Consider the following 17086-nt stretch of genomic DNA (forward strand, 5'->3'; position numbering starts at 1 on the left):
ACACATCAAATATTGTTATTATTTTAACAAAAAATTACTTGACCCTTTCACATGCGTGAACCCTTATTTATAAAGCAAAATTCTGCCCGGTGGAAAAGCTATGAAACCAACCCTACTCATGATCCTGATGAGCTTGCCGAACGCTTTATAACCATTACCGACGACCTGGCTTATGCAAAAACCTTCTACCCAAAATCAAAAACAACTGTTTATTTAAACGGGCTGGCGGCTGGCTTTCACCAGTCGATATATAAAAACAAAAAAGAGAAGGCTAACCGTTTTATATTTTTCTGGCAAATGGAGTTACCACTCCTGTTTGTACAATACCGCAGGCAATTACTCTATTCATTTATATTTTTTATCACATTTTTCCTTATCGGCATTCTTTCATCCAAATACGACCGCAATTTTATAAGGCTCATACTTGGCGATGATTATGTGAACATGACAAACGAAAACATAAGCAAAGGCGACCCTTTTGGTGTATTCAAAAGCCAAAACGAGTTTGTTATGTTTTGGATGATTGCTAAAAACAACCTTACTGTAACCGCTATAACATTTGTTGCCGGCATTACTTTATCTGCGGGTACATTGTACCTGTTATTCAAAAATGGTATAATGGTTGGCTGCTTTCAATACCTGTTTATAGGCCAGGGACTGGGCATAAAATCTGTACTGGTTATCTGGATTCACGGCACACTCGAGATCTCGACCATTATTTTAGCCGGCGCTGCAGGTTTAATAATGGGCAATAGTATTTTATTCCCAAAAACATTCAGCAGAGCCGTTTCCTTAAAAAAAGGCGCGCTGGATGGGATAAAGATAATGCTGGGCATATCGCCTATCGTAGTTGTTGCTGCAGTATTTGAAAGCTTTATAACCCGGCGTACCGAAATGCCTATGTGGCTTAGCATTTCCATTTTGGCCGGGTCTTTTTTATTTATTATATGGTACGTGGTAATTTACCCGGCCTATTTGGCGTACCGTTTAAAAACATCTGTTAATAAAAATGAAGGAGAAAATTGAACTAAGTAAAGTTCGTGAGTTTGGTGATATCATAAGTGATAGTTTTATTATCATCAGGCAAAATTTTAAACCCTTAATGACAGCATACCTGGTTATATGCGGTATGTTTATTGTTACAGGCGTTCTTGTAACTATGGTTTCAAATTGGCAGCAGGCGGCAGAAGGTAGTTCGGGCCCGTTTTCGTTCTGGGGTTTTACCGGCTTATTATTTCAGTTGATTGAGTATACCGCGGTGATTTTAACTACCATAAGCTATTTAGCCATTTATAAACAAAAAGATAACCAGGCCCCTACTTTCCTGGAGGTTTGGGAGTATTTTAAATTCTATTTTTTCAGGGTATTCGGCGCCCAGGTAGTTTTAACCATTGGGCTATTTTTTGGTTTTTTACTCTGCTTTTTACCGGGAATTTATCTTTGTCCAATTTTTGCGCTGGTAACACCTATCATGGTTATCGAAAACACCAATGTTGAGTATGCAATCCGCAAAGCTTTCCGCATTATTAAAGAAAACTGGTGGTTTACCTTTGGCGTTATATTGCTTTTATCTATTATAATTGTAATGGCTTTCCTGCTGTTTTTTATCCCGGCGGCTATATTTTATAGCGGCAGCCAATGGCTAACGGGCAATAGCTTCAATACAACTTTTAACATTATACAGGCAATAATTATTCATGCGGGCCAGGTTTTATGGCTGTTACCCATCATAGCCGTTACGTTAGTTTATTACAGCCTTGCCGAACATACCGAGGGAAGCAGCCTGGTAAACCGTATCAAAATGTTTGGTAAAACCGATTCACCATCTGACCAATTCCCAACAGAGCAATATTAAAACCTGATATGTTTAAGCCTTTAATTATCTTGTTTAAAATAAGCGCAGTAGGGAATGCAAAAAAAATTGCAGTGCTTAAGCATGTACCTGCAAAACTTAAAGCAGATAGCACCAAAATAACCCTTCGCCATTTTGATGCAGGATCACTAAAGGCCTACAAAAACGACAAGGATTTTAACTACCATTTGGAAAAAGAAGCCGTTACCTGGTGGGACAGGTTCTGGAATTGGGTTTGGCATCTGTGGGATAATTTTTGGCAATGGGTTGGTGAGCTGCTCCGGAGAATATTTGGAGGCCGATCTATGGGCAATAACCCGGCAATGATTTTTAAATACATTATTATCGGCATCCTCGCCTTTGCCGTAATTTATATTATTTTGAAGCTACTGGGTATAAATGCCTGGCATATATTTAAAAAAGACCCCAAACAGGTTCCAATCCCTTATGATGAATCCATAGAAAATATTCATGAAATAAGTTTTGACACCGCTATTGAAGATGCATTGGCCATTAAAAATTACCGCCTTGCAGTAAGGTTGCTTTACCTCCGCAGCCTTAAACAGTTAAGCGATCATAACCTGATAAACTGGAGAATAGAAAAAACCAATTCGGCTTACATCAACGAGCTTACCAACGTAGCGCAGCGCCGGCAATTTATTATTGTTACCCGGCAGTTTGAATATATATGGTACGGCGATTTCCCGGTAGACGGCGAATCGTACCAAAAGATCAATACTACTTTCCAGGAATTTAAACAGCAGCTGTCATGAAAAGTTTAAAACTGTACCTTGCCGGGCTGGGCTGTTTGATGCTTGTATACCTAATTGCGCAATACAACCGGCCCAAACCCATCAACTGGAACGATACACTGGATATTAATGATAAGATCCCCTTTGGTACCTATGTGCTTTATAACCGCATCAGCGATATTTTTCCGGGCGCCAAAGTATCAACCTTTCGTGAGCCTGTTTATAATGTGATTAACGATCATGGCATAAAACATGGTACCTATATCATTATCTGCAACTCAGTGAACCTGAACGAATACGACTATGCTAAGCTAAAAACATATATAACTGCAGGGAACGATGTTTTTATAGCGGCCGCGTATTTTGGCGATGAGTTAAGAAAAAACCTCGGGGTTAAAACACAGGTTGAATTTGGCAATAAAAAAGTTGTAGGCATTAAATTTAACAACAAATACCTGGATACCATGAAGCTTTACCACGGCGACAAGGGAATAAGTGATGGTTATTTCGGGGGAATAGATACCGCTAAATTTGTTGCACTTGGAAGCAATACAGCACACCATATAAATTTTGTAAAATGCATTATGGGTAAAGGCAACCTGTATTTAAATGCCAACCCGCTTATGTTTACCAACTTTAGCATGTTGAACAATACTGGTGCAGAATATGTATCAAAAGCGCTATCAGTTGTAAAAAACGACCCCAATTTAATATGGGATCAATATTATACCCTCGGCCGATCTGACGATGAATCAAGTATGCGCGTTTTTTTACGTAACCCCGTTTTGCGCCGGGCATTTTATATCTCGTTTTTCGGTTTGATGGTTTTTATAATTTATGAGGCCAAGCGCCGTCAGCGTATTATACCCGTGATTGAGCCATTACAAAATTCGACGGTGGAGTTTGTAAACGTAGTTGGCCAGGTTTATTACGAGAAGCGCAACAATGCCAACATTGCCCAAAAAAAAGCAACCTACCTGTTAGCATACCTACGGGATAATTATCGCCTAAAAACCAACAATCTTGATGAGGAATTTATAAGTGCCTTATCACAGAAAACAGGTACAGACATTGAATTCATTACCGATTTGATCAATACCATCAACTTTATCAGCGCGTACGAAAATATAACCGATATGGAGCTGATCAGATTTAATAAACTAATTGAGAAATTTTACAGCCAAAACCGATACAATGGAAAATGACATTTTTGAACAACGGACCGATATGAGCAAGCTGAGCACAGCGGTTGAACAAATAAAAGCTACACTGGCTAAAATAATTGTAGGTCAGCAGGAATCCATCGACCTCCTGATTGCCGGCATCCTGGCCGATGGGCATATCCTGATAGAAGGAGTACCCGGTGTAGCCAAAACACTTACGGCTAAGCTGATCTCGAAAGCTATAGATGCCAAATATTCGCGGATACAGTTTACGCCGGATCTGATGCCATCTGATATCCTGGGCACATCGGTTTTCAATCCTAAATCAACCGAATTTGAATTTAAGCAAGGACCTATATTTGGTAATATTATCCTGATAGATGAAATAAACCGGGCGCCTGCCAAAACACAATCAGCATTGTTTGAAGTGATGGAAGAACGCCAGGTTACCATTGATGGACGTACTTATAAAATGCAGGAACCTTTTACTGTATTGGCTACCCAAAATCCTGTTGAGCATGAAGGCACCTACCGCCTGCCAGAAGCACAGCTGGATAGGTTTCTGTTTAAAATAGAGATCAAATATCCAACGCTTGAAGAGGAAATTGCCATTATAACCCAGCAGCACAGTCAAAAAACAATCGACCAACTAAGTCATGTTGAGCCTGTTTTATCGGCTACGGATGTTATTGCGTTAAGGCAACAGGTAAAGGCACTGCATGTTGAGGATAAACTGCTGGAGTTTACTGCTAAAATAGTATACGAAAGCCGCAACCATAAATCATTATACCTGGGTGGTTCGCCACGCGCATCATTGGCCATTATCAACGCGGCTAAAGCATTAGCTGCCATTAAGGGGCGGGATTTTGTTACTCCCGAAGATATAATTTATGTAGCCACCCCTGTTTTAAGACATCGCATTATGCTAACACCAGATAGGGAAATGGAAGGTGTAAGCCCGGATGATGTAATAGCACAAATTATTCAAAAACTGGAAGTCCCCCGTTAATATAACCGTGTGAAAAAATTCTTCCGCCTGTTTTATAAAGATCTTTTTTTAACCAACCGGTTATTCACCGGTTTGGGTACTTGTGTAGTATTATTTTTGCTGAGTTTCTTTTTCCCCTGGCTGAACATTATCCCCACCCTGGTTTTCTCTGTGCTGATGCTCTTGTTTTTTATCGACATTCTGATGCTTTACAAAACAACTGGCGGTGTATTTGCCAAACGGCTTGCCCCCGAAAGACTGAGCAACAGTGATGACAACGAACTTGGCATATATATAGAAAACCGCTATGCTTTTCATGTTGATATCGCCATCATCGACGAAATCCCCGTCCAGTTTCAAAGGCGGGATGTATGGTTTAAAACCAGCCTGAAACCACGTGAGCGTAAACAGATCAATTATACGCTGCGCCCCACTAAACGCGGCGAGTATAAGTTTGGCGATATCCATGTTTACACCAAATCGCCATTAGGGTTTATCAGGCGGCGTTACACATTTGAGCAGGCGGAGACATTACCTGTATACCCATCGTTCCTGCAAATGCGTAAATACGAGCTGATGGCAATATCAAACCGCTTAACTGATATCGGCATAAAAAAAATACGCCGTATTGGCCACAGCCTTGAATTTGAACAGGTAAAAAACTATGTTGCAGGTGATGATTACCGTACCATTAACTGGAAAGCCACCGCAAGACAAGGCAACCTGATGGTTAACTCCTACACCGACGAAAAATCGCAGCATGTATATTGTATAATTGATAAATCAAGGGCCATGAAAATGCCTTTTGATGGGTTGAGCCTGCTTGATTATGCCATAAATGCCAGCCTGGTATTATCGAGCGTAGCACTGATAAAGGAAGATAAAGCTGGCTTGATCACTGTGTCGGAAAAGATAGGAGCCGTTGTCCCTGCCGATAGGAGGCCGACACAATTGAATAAGATACTGGAAGTTTTATACAAGGAAAAAACACGCTACCTGGAAACCAATATGGAACTACTGTACAGCACCGTTCGAAATGTAATAAAGCAACGCAGCCTGGTAGTTTTTTTTACCAACTATGAAAGCATGAATGCACTGGAAAGGCAGTTACCTTATTTAAAAAGAATTGCCAGATTCCATTTGCTTTTGGTGGTGTTTTTTGAAAACACCGAACTTAAAACCCTAAGCGAAAAACCTGCGAAGGATGTTGAAGGGATTTACATAAAAACCATTGCCGAAAAATTCGCCTACGATAAAAAGCTTATTGTAAAGGAGCTGGCCAAATACGGGATACAATCTATATTAAGTGCGCCGCAAAATCTGACGGTTAATACCATTAATAAATATTTGGAACTTAAGGCTAAGCAGAAGATATAAGAAGGGTAAAGAGGCAAAAACCAGGAGATAAAACTTTGCAATGACGGTTTTATTTATCGCTTAGAAGCTGTTTAAATTTGATTTATTAATGTTTTTATGCTTCTAATGAAGCACATAACAACCACGCGTCATTGCGAGGCACGAAGCAATCCCCTCCTTACAGAGTAGCTTTACAAATCCGATCTGCATAGTTTGGGATTGCTTCGTGCCTCGCAATGACGGTCTGTTTTTTTATTTTTAAACAGCTTCTAAGTAAAAAAAAGCCCTATGTCTTGATTCGTCCTTACCCTGCCTTTGGAAAAGCAATGCCATTAGCACTAAAATCTTTAAAGATCTTTTCCTGTAGGGTCATCTTGGCTGTTAAAAAATTAGCAGGCTCTACCCATACATTTATCGCGATACGTACCGAATCTATTTCCATGCTGATGATACCTACCCTTGCTGCAGGCTCTGTAAGGAGTTCCCTGTTTGAACTGATCGCAGTATTGATAATAGTCTTTACCTTATCCAGATCATTGGCATAAGCTATCTTGATCTCGAAATCGAGACGGCGCCTGCCTTCGCGGGTTATGTTTACAATAACCTCATTAAACAGCTTGCCATTGGGTATAATAACCGTTTTATTATCGGCCGTAATTAATACGGTATAAAACATTTGTATTGATGTTACCCTGCCATCCTGCCCCTGTGCAAGGATACTGTCATCAAGCTCAAATGGTTTCAGTAAAAGTATAAGTATACCGCCGGCAAAATTTTGAAAAGTTCCGGATAGCGCTAAACCTGCTGCAACGCTGAAAGCTCCTATTATGGTTGTGAAAACGGTCATTTCCCAGGTCATGATATTCATTACCCAAACCACCAGCAGTACGTAAAGCGAAGTAATTGTTAAACTTAAAAAGAAGGGTTGTAGTGAAGAATGAACGCCTTTTTTGAGCATCCGGTCGCGGAGCCGCGTCCGAAGAAATTTAATGAACCAAAGACCTATAAAAAATATGATTATTCCGGCTACGTATTTGGGGCCTTTGGTAACCAGCCAAACGTGGAACAGCTGATAAAACTCTTTTACTTCCATAATTGGAGCAAAAGTAAAAATTAATTACTTACCGTAAATAGTAATGAATAACTCGGGGCCTTTAAATAGTAACCAATCTACTATGGCACTTTGCAATTGTTTTGATTTTTGTATTATAACTTTCATTGTGATGTGCTTTATTCAAATCCTGTGCCTAAGGTTTAAGCTTTTAGGATTGTTACGCAAAACTACACATTAACGCTACAGATAAATTTCTAAATTAATCAAATGATTAATTAATGACCATCCGTTTACGTTTGAATGACTATGGCTATCCTTTTAAAAAGAGAAACCCTGTATGCAAAAGCATACAGGGTTTCAAATAGTATATATTTTAATACACCCCCTTTAGGGGGCCGGGGGCTTACATCATTCCACCCATGCCACCGCCACCCATTGGTGGACCACCAGCTTTTTCATCTTCTGGATCATCAGCCAAAACAACTTCTGTTGTTAACAACATAGCTGCAATTGAAGCTGCATTTTCCAAAGCTACACGACCAACTTTAGTAGGGTCGATAACGCCTGCACCAATCAGGTTTTCGTATTTATCGGTACGTGCATTGTAACCAAAGTCGCCAGTGCCTTCTTTAACTTTCTGCACAACGATAGATCCTTCAATACCCGCGTTTTCGCAGATCTGACGTAAAGGCTCTTCAATAGCACGACGGATGATCTGGATACCAGTGTTCTCATCTTCGTTTTCACCTTTAAGGTCAGCTAAAGCAGCAACCGCGCGGATGAAGGCTACACCACCACCTGCAACAATACCTTCTTCAACAGCCGCACGGGTTGCATGTAAAGCATCGTCAACACGGTCTTTTTTCTCTTTCATTTCAACCTCTGTAGCAGCGCCTACGTAAAGTACAGCAACACCACCAGATAATTTGGCTAAACGTTCCTGTAATTTTTCGCGGTCGTAATCAGATGTAGTTGATTCGATCTGAGATTTGATCTGGCCAACACGACCTTTGATCTCGTCAGCAGAACCAGCACCGTTAATAATGGTAGTATTATCTTTATCAATGATGATCTTCTCGGCAGTACCTAAGTAAGTAAGATCAGCATTTTCTAATTTGTAACCTCTTTCTTCAGATATTAAAGTACCACCTGTTAAGATAGCGATATCCTCTAACATAGCTTTACGACGATCACCAAAGCCCGGAGCTTTAACCGCAGCAACTTTCAGTGAACCGCGAATTTTGTTAACTACCAAAGTAGCTAATGCTTCGCCATCAAGATCTTCGGCAATGATTAATAATGGTTTACCTGTTTGTACTTGTTTTTCAAGTATTGGAAGCAATTCTTTCATCGATGAGATCTTTTTATCATAGATCAGGATGTAAGGATTTTCCAATTCAACTTCCATTTTATCTGCATTGGTAACAAAGTAAGGAGAAAGGTAACCRCGGTCAAACTGCATACCTTCAACAGTTTTAACTTCAGTTTCGGTACCTTTTGCTTCTTCAACAGTAATTACACCATCTTTACCAACCTTAGCCATAGCCTCAGCTATTAATGAACCGATAACCTCGTCATTATTTGCAGAGATAGATGCAACTTGTTTTATTTTGTTATTGTCTTCGCCTACAGTTTGTGACTGAGCTTTTAAGTTTTCAACAACAGCCGAAACAGCTTTATCAATGCCACGTTTTAAATCCATTGGGTTTGCACCGGCAGCTACGTTTTTAATACCTGCAGTTACAATTGCCTGTGCTAAAACGGTAGCAGTAGTAGTACCATCACCTGCAATATCTGCAGTTTTTGATGCAACTTCTTTAACCATCTGGGCACCCATATTTTCTAAAGCATCTTTTAATTCGATCTCTTTAGCTACTGTTACACCATCTTTTGTAATGATAGGCGAACCGAATTTTTTATCAATAATTACGTTTCTGCCTTTAGGGCCTAATGTTACTTTAACTGCATTAGCTAAAATATCAACACCGCGTTTTAGGGCGTCGCGTGCTTCAACATTGTATTTAACTTGTTTTGCCATGTTTTTTAATTTTTGAATTAATGAATTATTGAATTACTGATTTCAAATATCATTTAATCAGTTTTTCGATATTCAATAACTATTCGCTGTTTTAAGTTTTAAATTGAATTTACAGAATTATTGATTTTACAGGATGATTCAATAAATCAATCCTTCAATAATTCAATAATTAGTTACAGTACCGCGTAAATGTCAGATTCGCGCATAATTAAATACTCTTTACCTTCATAAGTAATTTCGGTACCGGCATATTTACCATATAAAACCTGGTCACCCACTTTTACTGTTAAAGGCTCATCTACTTTGCCGTCGCCTACTGCAACGATGGTTCCACGCTGAGGTTTTTCTTTAGCGGTATCCGGGATAATAATTCCCGAAGCGGTTTTCTCTTCGGCAGCTGCGGCCTCTACAACCACTCTGTCGCCGATTGGTTTAATGTTTAATGACATAGTTATATGTTTTAATTTTATTTAAGTTTCATGCACAACTACTCATCAATTATGCCAAGCAAATGCTATGGCAAATATTGGCATACTTAACTGTTGTAATGGCAGCAAAAGAATAATTTAATTTTTATCCTTAATGTTATTTTAACCTGCCCGTGTCATCATGTCAGTAAGGCAATATCAATAAAAAAGGCTTTGGGGATATCCAAAGCCTTTTTTTATTTGATATAAAGCGCGTAATGCAATTACGGTTTTTTAACAGGAGCCGGTGCCGGTGTTGTTGGTAAAGACTGTGCCGGAGCAGTATTAGTTGGTTTTGATGCTTTTTCAATTTGATTTTGCAGGGCAGGATTTTCACTGCTTGCCGAACCACCTTTTGCAACCACATTAATAGCTAATGCTAAAACCATTACAACAATAGCCAGTGTCCAGGTACCTTTTTCTAAAAAGTCGCCGGTTTTTTGAACCCCCATTAATTGTGATGAGCTTGAAAAATTAGATGATAAACCACCACCTTTAGGGTTTTGAATAAGTACGATAAGCCCTAAAAGAGCACATACAATAATGGTAAGGATAATTAAAAGGATCATTTCTTTATTTTATATTAATTAGTTTTCTTTTCTAACTGTTCAATTTGGAGGGCAAAGTAACGGCTTTTTTCCGGGAATTTCAATATCAATTTTCTATAAGTAGTAATTGCTTTGTGATATAGCATCTGATCTGAATAAATCTGGGCCAGTGTTTCGCTCACCAGTTCGTTTTTATCTTCCGAACTCTTTTTAGCTTTATTTTCGTTATCCAGCTTATTTATGGAAGGCGGTCGTATCTGCGGCTCTTCTTTTATAAATTTTTCAATAATGATATCTTCTTTGCGTTTTACTTCCGGCGCATCGGGCATAGGTGCATTTTCAAGATCCAGCAGCGATTTATCATGAAAAATATTTTCAAAGTATTGTTGCTGCAACTCGTCGGCCGCCTGTTTCTGTTTTTCCTCTGCCGCTATTGCCGGCTGCGTAGCCTGTGGTGCCGGCGTTGCATAGGGCTGATAAGTTGCCGCGTACTCTTTACGTGTTTTATCAAGCCACCACATAAAGGTATAAGGCATTTTTTCATCGTTATACTTTGATACAGCTTCAGCATCCTGTGCAATATCTTCGGTTTTAGAAGTAACAGGTACGGGCACATTAGTAACAGCACCCTGGTTTTCCCCTATTGGCTTATCACTACCTTTTTGATCCGCTATCGAATTATCAAACATAAAATAATCGGTAGCCGCAATGCTACCTATGATCCATTTTTCTGTTTCGAAATTGATATCCCCATTATTCTTCTTTGATTCACTGCCAGCGGTTTTATCCACAACCGGCTCTTCAGCCTTAGCCTCTGACGGATGGCCCACGAAGCTTATATTTTCAATGCCTACAATTTCGTCAAATACCTCATCCTCAATACCCTCACCATTAGGGGTTACAGCTATTCCAGGTTGTTCAACAGGGGTATCTTCTATTACGGGCGAAGATATTTCGTCATCAACTTTTATGTCATTAATAGTCACCCCGGGCTCCTCAGCAATTACGAAGGTCTCCTCCGCAGGTACAGGCAGGGATAGTTCGGTTTCAATGTAATCGTGGTAGCCTCCTTCCGGTTCGTCTTTATACTCTTCGGCTGGCGCCTCAAATTGGCTTGCCGGTTCATTTATAATTCCTCCGGGCTCGGTATCAGTCGCGGTACCTATATTAAAATAGTTTTCGTTTTCTTTAATAGTTGAATCCTGTAAATAACCAGGCTGGGGGTTGTTTTTTTGACCTGCTATTTGCTCAGCAGAAACTAAAGCCAAGCTTTCGGGATTATTAATTAGCTTATGCAATAAGCCAGGGTTAAAATAAACGGCGGCATGCTTCAAATCGCTGCCATTACCTGCGTGAGCAAGCATGGCCCTAAGTATCCCGCTTTGTGGATATTCGTCAACCAATTGTTGCAAGTCATAGTTATGCAACCGGCCGCTATCAGCAGGGTTGGCCAGTAACTCCCATAATACTTCGTTTTGCCTGTTATTTAAATATTGATCCACGTGGTTGAAATTACAAAAAGCCTACCAATTAGAAAAGGCCTTGTTATAAATATCTTCAGTTAACTGCTTGGTAATTTCTTGTATTAGGTTCTGCTCCTGCGAATTAATATCCCCTTTATAATTGGCAAATCTTGTCATGCTTTCCTCAAAGTTAATCTTTTTGTCCTTATCGTACACAAACTTCACCTTTACAGTTATACTTAACCTGTTTGCACCAGCTATTGGTGGGGCATTATTTGAAGTGGCCTCAATTGATACCGGTGCAATAGTATAGCCAATTATACTCCCCGACAAAGTAGCGTCGGCTTCGCCCCGTACCAGGCTTAAAGGGCTTTGGGTACGAATGCGCTCTTTCAGAGCTTCGGTAAACGTTTGACTCAGGTTATTAACCACAAGTGGCGCGTTGTTTTCAAAAAACTGAATGTTGATGGTTTTCAGATCGGGCGGTATTGAAACGTTCTTGAGCGTATAGCATGACGATAGTAAACTTATAACAATTATTAACCCTGATAACCTTTTCATCAACCTATAAATTTAATTCCTTTATTTTCCTGTATAATGTTCGCTCGGATATACCCAGTTCATTAGCGGCCAGCTTGCGTTTGCCCTTATGTTTTTTTAATGCCTTACGGATCAGGTCTGATTCTTTCTCAATCAGCGATAATGATTCCTCAACCTCTTCGGCCTCGTGGGTAATATTGTATGCATCGTTACCGCCGCTGTTGCTATTGTTACCGCTATTATTTGTATTAACGGGTTGCTGTAAAGTAAATTGCGTTTCGGGATTTCCGGGTAGCTCAATATCGCGGTACAACTGGTTAAGCGTTTGCGAATGACTGGCATAATTGGTTGATACGCCGCCATGTTCAATAATATCAGCCACCAGTTTTTTCAATTCAACCATGTCGCGCTTCATATCAAAAAGCACTTTATATAAAATATCGCGCTCAGAAAAATCCTCCTTGCCCTGATTACCTAAACGCATGGGTAAGTTGCGGTTCCCTGTTTCGTGTGGAATATAAGTTAGCAGGGTTGGTGCGGTGATAATGCGATCGCGCTCTAATACAGCCAGTTGCTCGGCCATGTTTTTAAGCTGTCTCACATTACCCGGCCATGTGTAATTAATTAACACTTGCTGAGCCTCATCATCTAATTGAATAGGAGGTGTACGGTATTTGTCGGTAAAATCTGATGTAAACTTTCTAAAAAGCAGGTAAATATCTTCTTTTCTTTCCCGTAACGGTGGAATCTTTAACGGTACGGTATTTAAGCGGTAGTAAAGATCCTCTCTGAACTTGCCGCTTTTTACTGCCTCGTATACATCAACATTAGTAGCTGCAATTACCCGCACGTTTGTTTTTTCGACCTTTGACGAGCCTACCTTAATATACTGGCCCGACTCAAGTACCCTCAGTAAGCGTGCCTGGGTGCCCAAAGGCATTTCGGCTATTTCATCTAAAAATATGGTACCACCGTTTACAGTTTCAAAATATCCCTTACGTTCGCCAACCGCGCCAGTATAGGCTCCTTTTTCGTGCCCGAATAATTCCGAATCAATAGTACCTTCTGGTATAGCTCCGCAGTTCACGGCAATAAAAGGGCCATGCTTACGCGGACTCATCTGGTGTATAATATGCGAAAATACTTCTTTACCACTCCCGCTTTCGCCGGTAATAAGCACAGAAATATCTGTAGGTGCCACCTGGTTGGCAATATTTATAGCCCGGTTAAGCAATGGCGAATTGCCAATGATCCCGAAGCGTTGTTTTATTTCTTGTATTTCCATACCCCCTAACCCCCTAAAGGGGGAATTAGTTAATTATTTATATCCTTAATTATTTAAACCCCACAACACGTTATCTGAATATGCATCAGGACGTAACTCCCCTTCAGGGGGTTTGGGGGATAACTTTCCCTATCAACGTAGCTGATGTACTTCTCTCGATTAGTACATTAACATACTGTCCCGGCTTATAATTTTCACCAACCGGAAATATTACCATAGCGTTTTGATCGCTGCGGCCACAATAATCGTTGTTTGATTTTTTAGAGAAACCCTCTATTAATACTTTTTCTACCTTACCTATACGTGCCTGCATACGATAAAATGAATATTCCTGCTGTTTGGCTACAATTTGTGTTAAACGTTGTTGCTTTACTTCTTCCGGAATATCATCGGTATAACGTTTTGCTGCTAATGTACCGGGTCTTTCACTGTACTTAAACATATAGGCAAAATCATATTTCACGTAATCCATCATGGTTACAGTATCGTTATGCTCCTCATCAGTTTCGGTGCAAAAACCCGTGATCACATCAGTAGAGATAGCACAATCGCCAATAATACTCCGAATTGCATCTATCCTGTTCATATACCAGGCACGGTCATAAGTACGGTTCATCATATCCAGTATGCGGCTGTTTCCAGATTGTACCGGCAGGTGAATGTAATTACAAATGTTTTCGTATTTATTAATGGTATGCAAAACCTCGTCAGTAATATCCTTAGGATGCGATGTTGAAAAACGCACACGCAAGTCGGGATTAATGAGGGCCACCATCTCCAACAGGTTGGCAAAATTGGTAACAGGGGATTCACCTAAATCCTCTTCAAAGGAGAGTACTTCATTTGCTTCTTCAGAACCCTCTTCTTTGGAGAAGGCAGGGTGAGACTTTTTCCATTTATATGAATCCACATTCTGCCCTAATAAGGTAACTTCACGATAACCTTTATCAAACAGATCAACACACTCCGCCACTATTGATTGTGGATCGCGGCTGCGTTCGCGGCCGCGCGTAAATGGCACCACACAAAACGAACACATGTTATCGCACCCGCGCATTATAGATACAAACGCGTTAATGCCATTACTGTTTAAACGCACCGGGCTTATATCGGCATATGTTTCCTCGCGGGATAGCAATACATTTACCGCTTTCTGGCCGCTATCAACCTGCTCAATCAAATTAGGCAAATCGCGGTATGCATCCGGGCCAACAACTACATCAACCAGCTTTTCTTCTTCTAAAAATTTTGATTTCAGGCGCTCGGCCATACAACCCAGCACGCCTACTACCAATCCCGGATTTTTCACCTTGGTAATGGTAAACTCCTTTAAGCGGTTTCGCACACGTTGCTCGGCATTTTCGCGAATGGAGCAGGTATTTATAAAAATAACATCAGCTATAGTATGGTCGGCAGTTGTTTCAAATCCCTGGTCGGCTAATATTGATGCAACTATCTCACTGTCACTAAAATTCATGGCACAACCATAACTTTCAATATAAAGTTTACGGCCATTGTTTTTACCTGTCACCGGCTGCTCTAAAACTAAAGCCTCACCTTGCCTGCTCTCATCATGTACCTTATCCGGAATAACCAAATCCATCATTTAATTAAAAATTAGTTTGCAAAAATACACAAAATTTAAATACCTGAATGACATATTGTCAGTATTTAACAAAATCAAAAAAATATTGTTATATTTCTAAATCAATACGTATAAAGCCACTGGCCATACATCAAAACAAAAGGAACATCCATAAATGAAGCTTAAATTTTTAAAGCATAAGTGGCAAAAAATAGTATTTAATTTTGTGTTGATACCGGTTGCTATCATCTTCTTTATTGCTATAATTCTTAATCAGTATTTATCGCCCATTTTAGCCAATAAAGTGCGCGAGGCAGTTTTAGCAGGTAGCGACAGCTTGTACCGGGCCGATTTTTCTGATGCCGAACTGCATTTATTAGAAGGAAAAGTAACCATTTATAATATCAGCCTCACTCCCGATACCGCGGTTTTTAACCGTAAAAAGAGGCAACACCTGGCGCCTAACAACCTGGTAACTTTGCATGTAAAACGACTTATTTTATTGCATGTGCACCCATTTAGCTATTATTTGGGGCATAAGTTAAAAATCAGTAAAATAATTTTAAACCAGCCTGAACTTAATATCAGCTATCAGCTTAACCATACAAAAGACACTATTGATAAAGACCACCAAACGTCGTGGCAAAAAATATCCAAAAGCCTGCACTCCATCCAGGTTGAGCACATCTACTTTAATGATGTAAAATTTAAATATGAGGATTATTCAGGTCATAAAGTTGTTATATCTGAGCTTAAGGAAATGAACCTGAGCGCTACAGACCTGCTGATTGATTCGGCTACACAAACCGACAAAAGTCGGCTGTTGTATTGTAAAGATATAATTATCGAACTAAATAATTATAATGGCAAAACGTCAAACGGGCTTTACGATTATAAAATAAAGTACCTCAGGTTATCTACCCAAACATCCAGGTTAAATATTCAGGGACTACAGCTTGAACCTGCAAAAACAAACATTTTCTTCAACAAAAGTCGCAGCGACCGCTTTACTTTAGGCCTGGATTCATTAAGACTCAATAATTTCGATTTTTTAAGATACCACAAATACCGGGTATTAAGGGCATCCAGCCTGGAACTGAACGGCGGTACTTTAAGAGTGTTTGGCAATCCAAATAAACAAAAAAGGCCCGCTTCTGATAAAATAAGCACCTTCCCTAATATGATAATCCGCACAACAAATGCGGATCTGAGTATTGATACAGCACGTTTAAGCCATATAAATGTTGAGTATTCGGAATTTAATAATGATTCAAAAAAAACAGGCACAGTTAGCTTTAACAATACCAGCGGTTATTTCTATAACATAACCACTAATGAAAAAGTAATTGAAAAAAATAATTTTACTGCTGCAAAACTAAGCACCTATTTCATGAACCGTGGCCGGCTCGATGTGCAGTTTATGTTTAACTTAACTGATAAAGATGCGGCATTTAGCTATAAGGGCACCTTAGGCCCTATGGATGCAAATAAAATCAACCAGGCCTCGGTGCCCCTGGCTATGGTTAAGATCACATCGGGCGATATCAGGCAATTCAGTTTTGACATCCAGGCTAATAGTAAAGCATTTAAGGGCAATGTAACTTTACTGTATAACAACCTTAAAATATCCCTTTTAAAGGCTGATACTGCCAACAACCAATTAAAAAAACAAGCGCTCATGTCGATATTTGCTAACCTGTTTGTAATAAAACATAACAACCCTGACGATATAGGGAAGGCGCCAAGAACTACTTATGTTAACTACCAGCGACCAAAAGACTCCCCCTTTTTTAAAACCTTATGGAGAACATTACTCGATGGGATAAAACCAGCTGTGGGACTTGATGAAAAAACGCAGAGAGCGACCAATGAAAGAATAGCAGAACACAACAAAAACAAACAGGAAAGACTCATTAAAAAGGCTGAACGCAAGAAACGGAAAGCCGAGAAAAAAGCCGCGAAGAAATTGAAGGGAATTTGAAATTATTAGATGGT

Annotated in this window: 15 protein-coding genes; 7 read left to right on the forward strand and 8 right to left on the reverse strand. The window is 39.8% G+C overall.

Annotated elements, in window-relative coordinates; genetic code table 11:
• Nucleotides 1-51: 51 nt before the first annotated feature.
• Genes AC1DO4_RS05770 through AC1DO4_RS05795 form a run of 6 tightly spaced genes read left to right on the forward strand, consistent with a single transcriptional unit; the run spans nt 52 to nt 6132 of the window.
• On the forward strand, nt 52-1026 hold the full coding sequence (locus AC1DO4_RS05770) for a stage II sporulation protein M (protein WP_477413762.1): 975 nt from the start codon (nt 52-54) through the stop codon (nt 1024-1026).
• On the forward strand, nt 1010-1855 hold the full coding sequence (locus AC1DO4_RS05775; protein WP_477413764.1) for a hypothetical protein: 846 nt from the start codon (nt 1010-1012) through the stop codon (nt 1853-1855). Before AC1DO4_RS05770 ends, AC1DO4_RS05775 begins: the two co-directional genes overlap by 17 nt.
• Before the next feature lie 8 nt (nt 1856-1863).
• Entirely contained in the window at nt 1864-2625 is a 762-nt protein-coding gene (locus AC1DO4_RS05780; protein ID WP_477413766.1) for a DUF4129 domain-containing protein, read from the forward strand.
• A complete protein-coding gene (locus AC1DO4_RS05785; protein WP_477413768.1) occupies nt 2622-3809 on the forward strand; it encodes a DUF4350 domain-containing protein in 1188 nt (395 codons plus the stop codon). The genes AC1DO4_RS05780 and AC1DO4_RS05785 overlap by 4 nt, the downstream gene beginning before the upstream one ends.
• Nucleotides 3799-4776 (forward strand): AAA family ATPase, encoded by a 978-nt coding sequence (locus AC1DO4_RS05790; RefSeq protein WP_477413770.1) that lies wholly within the window; start codon nt 3799-3801, stop codon nt 4774-4776. The genes AC1DO4_RS05785 and AC1DO4_RS05790 overlap by 11 nt, the downstream gene beginning before the upstream one ends.
• A 9-nt stretch (nt 4777-4785) precedes the next feature.
• On the forward strand, nt 4786-6132 hold the full coding sequence (locus AC1DO4_RS05795) for a DUF58 domain-containing protein (protein WP_477413772.1): 1347 nt from the start codon (nt 4786-4788) through the stop codon (nt 6130-6132).
• 283 nt (nt 6133-6415) lie between these two features.
• On the opposite strand, the gene AC1DO4_RS05800 is transcribed toward AC1DO4_RS05795, so the two are convergent.
• The 8 genes from AC1DO4_RS05800 to miaB form a co-directional block, all read right to left on the reverse strand.
• Entirely contained in the window at nt 6416-7204 is a 789-nt protein-coding gene (locus AC1DO4_RS05800; RefSeq protein ID WP_477406012.1) for a mechanosensitive ion channel family protein, read from the reverse strand.
• A gap of 364 nt (nt 7205-7568) precedes the next feature.
• Nucleotides 7569-9203 (reverse strand): chaperonin GroEL, encoded by a 1635-nt coding sequence (groL, locus tag AC1DO4_RS05805; RefSeq protein WP_477413774.1) that lies wholly within the window; start codon nt 9201-9203, stop codon nt 7569-7571.
• Between the two features lie 173 nt (nt 9204-9376).
• Nucleotides 9377-9652: a co-chaperone GroES gene (gene groES, locus AC1DO4_RS05810; RefSeq protein WP_076375713.1), complete on the reverse strand. Its 276-nt coding sequence runs from the start codon at nt 9650-9652 to the stop codon at nt 9377-9379.
• Nucleotides 9653-9894: 242 nt separating this feature from the next.
• Nucleotides 9895-10239: a preprotein translocase subunit SecG gene (secG, locus tag AC1DO4_RS05815; RefSeq protein ID WP_477413776.1), complete on the reverse strand. Its 345-nt coding sequence runs from the start codon at nt 10237-10239 to the stop codon at nt 9895-9897.
• Between the two features lie 14 nt (nt 10240-10253).
• A complete protein-coding gene (locus AC1DO4_RS05820) occupies nt 10254-11720 on the reverse strand; it encodes a hypothetical protein (protein WP_477413778.1) in 1467 nt (488 codons plus the stop codon).
• A gap of 21 nt (nt 11721-11741) precedes the next feature.
• Complete coding sequence (locus AC1DO4_RS05825; protein WP_477413780.1) at nt 11742-12242, reverse strand: LptE family protein; 501 nt, start codon at nt 12240-12242, stop codon at nt 11742-11744.
• 4 nt (nt 12243-12246) lie between these two features.
• The gene (locus AC1DO4_RS05830; RefSeq protein WP_477413782.1) at nt 12247-13506 is read right to left on the reverse strand and encodes a sigma-54 interaction domain-containing protein; all 1260 of its coding nucleotides are present in this window, start codon (nt 13504-13506) and stop codon (nt 12247-12249) included.
• 103 nt (nt 13507-13609) lie between these two features.
• Nucleotides 13610-15112, reverse strand: coding sequence for a tRNA (N6-isopentenyl adenosine(37)-C2)-methylthiotransferase MiaB (gene miaB, locus AC1DO4_RS05835; RefSeq protein WP_477413784.1), 1503 nt, complete (start codon nt 15110-15112; stop codon nt 13610-13612).
• A gap of 154 nt (nt 15113-15266) precedes the next feature.
• On the opposite strand from miaB, the gene AC1DO4_RS05840 reads away from it, so the two are divergent.
• Nucleotides 15267-17072: a hypothetical protein gene (locus AC1DO4_RS05840; RefSeq protein WP_477413786.1), complete on the forward strand. Its 1806-nt coding sequence runs from the start codon at nt 15267-15269 to the stop codon at nt 17070-17072.
• Nucleotides 17073-17086: the final 14 nt, after the last annotated feature.

It is taken from the genome of Mucilaginibacter sp. P5_A6, assembly GCF_056400585.1.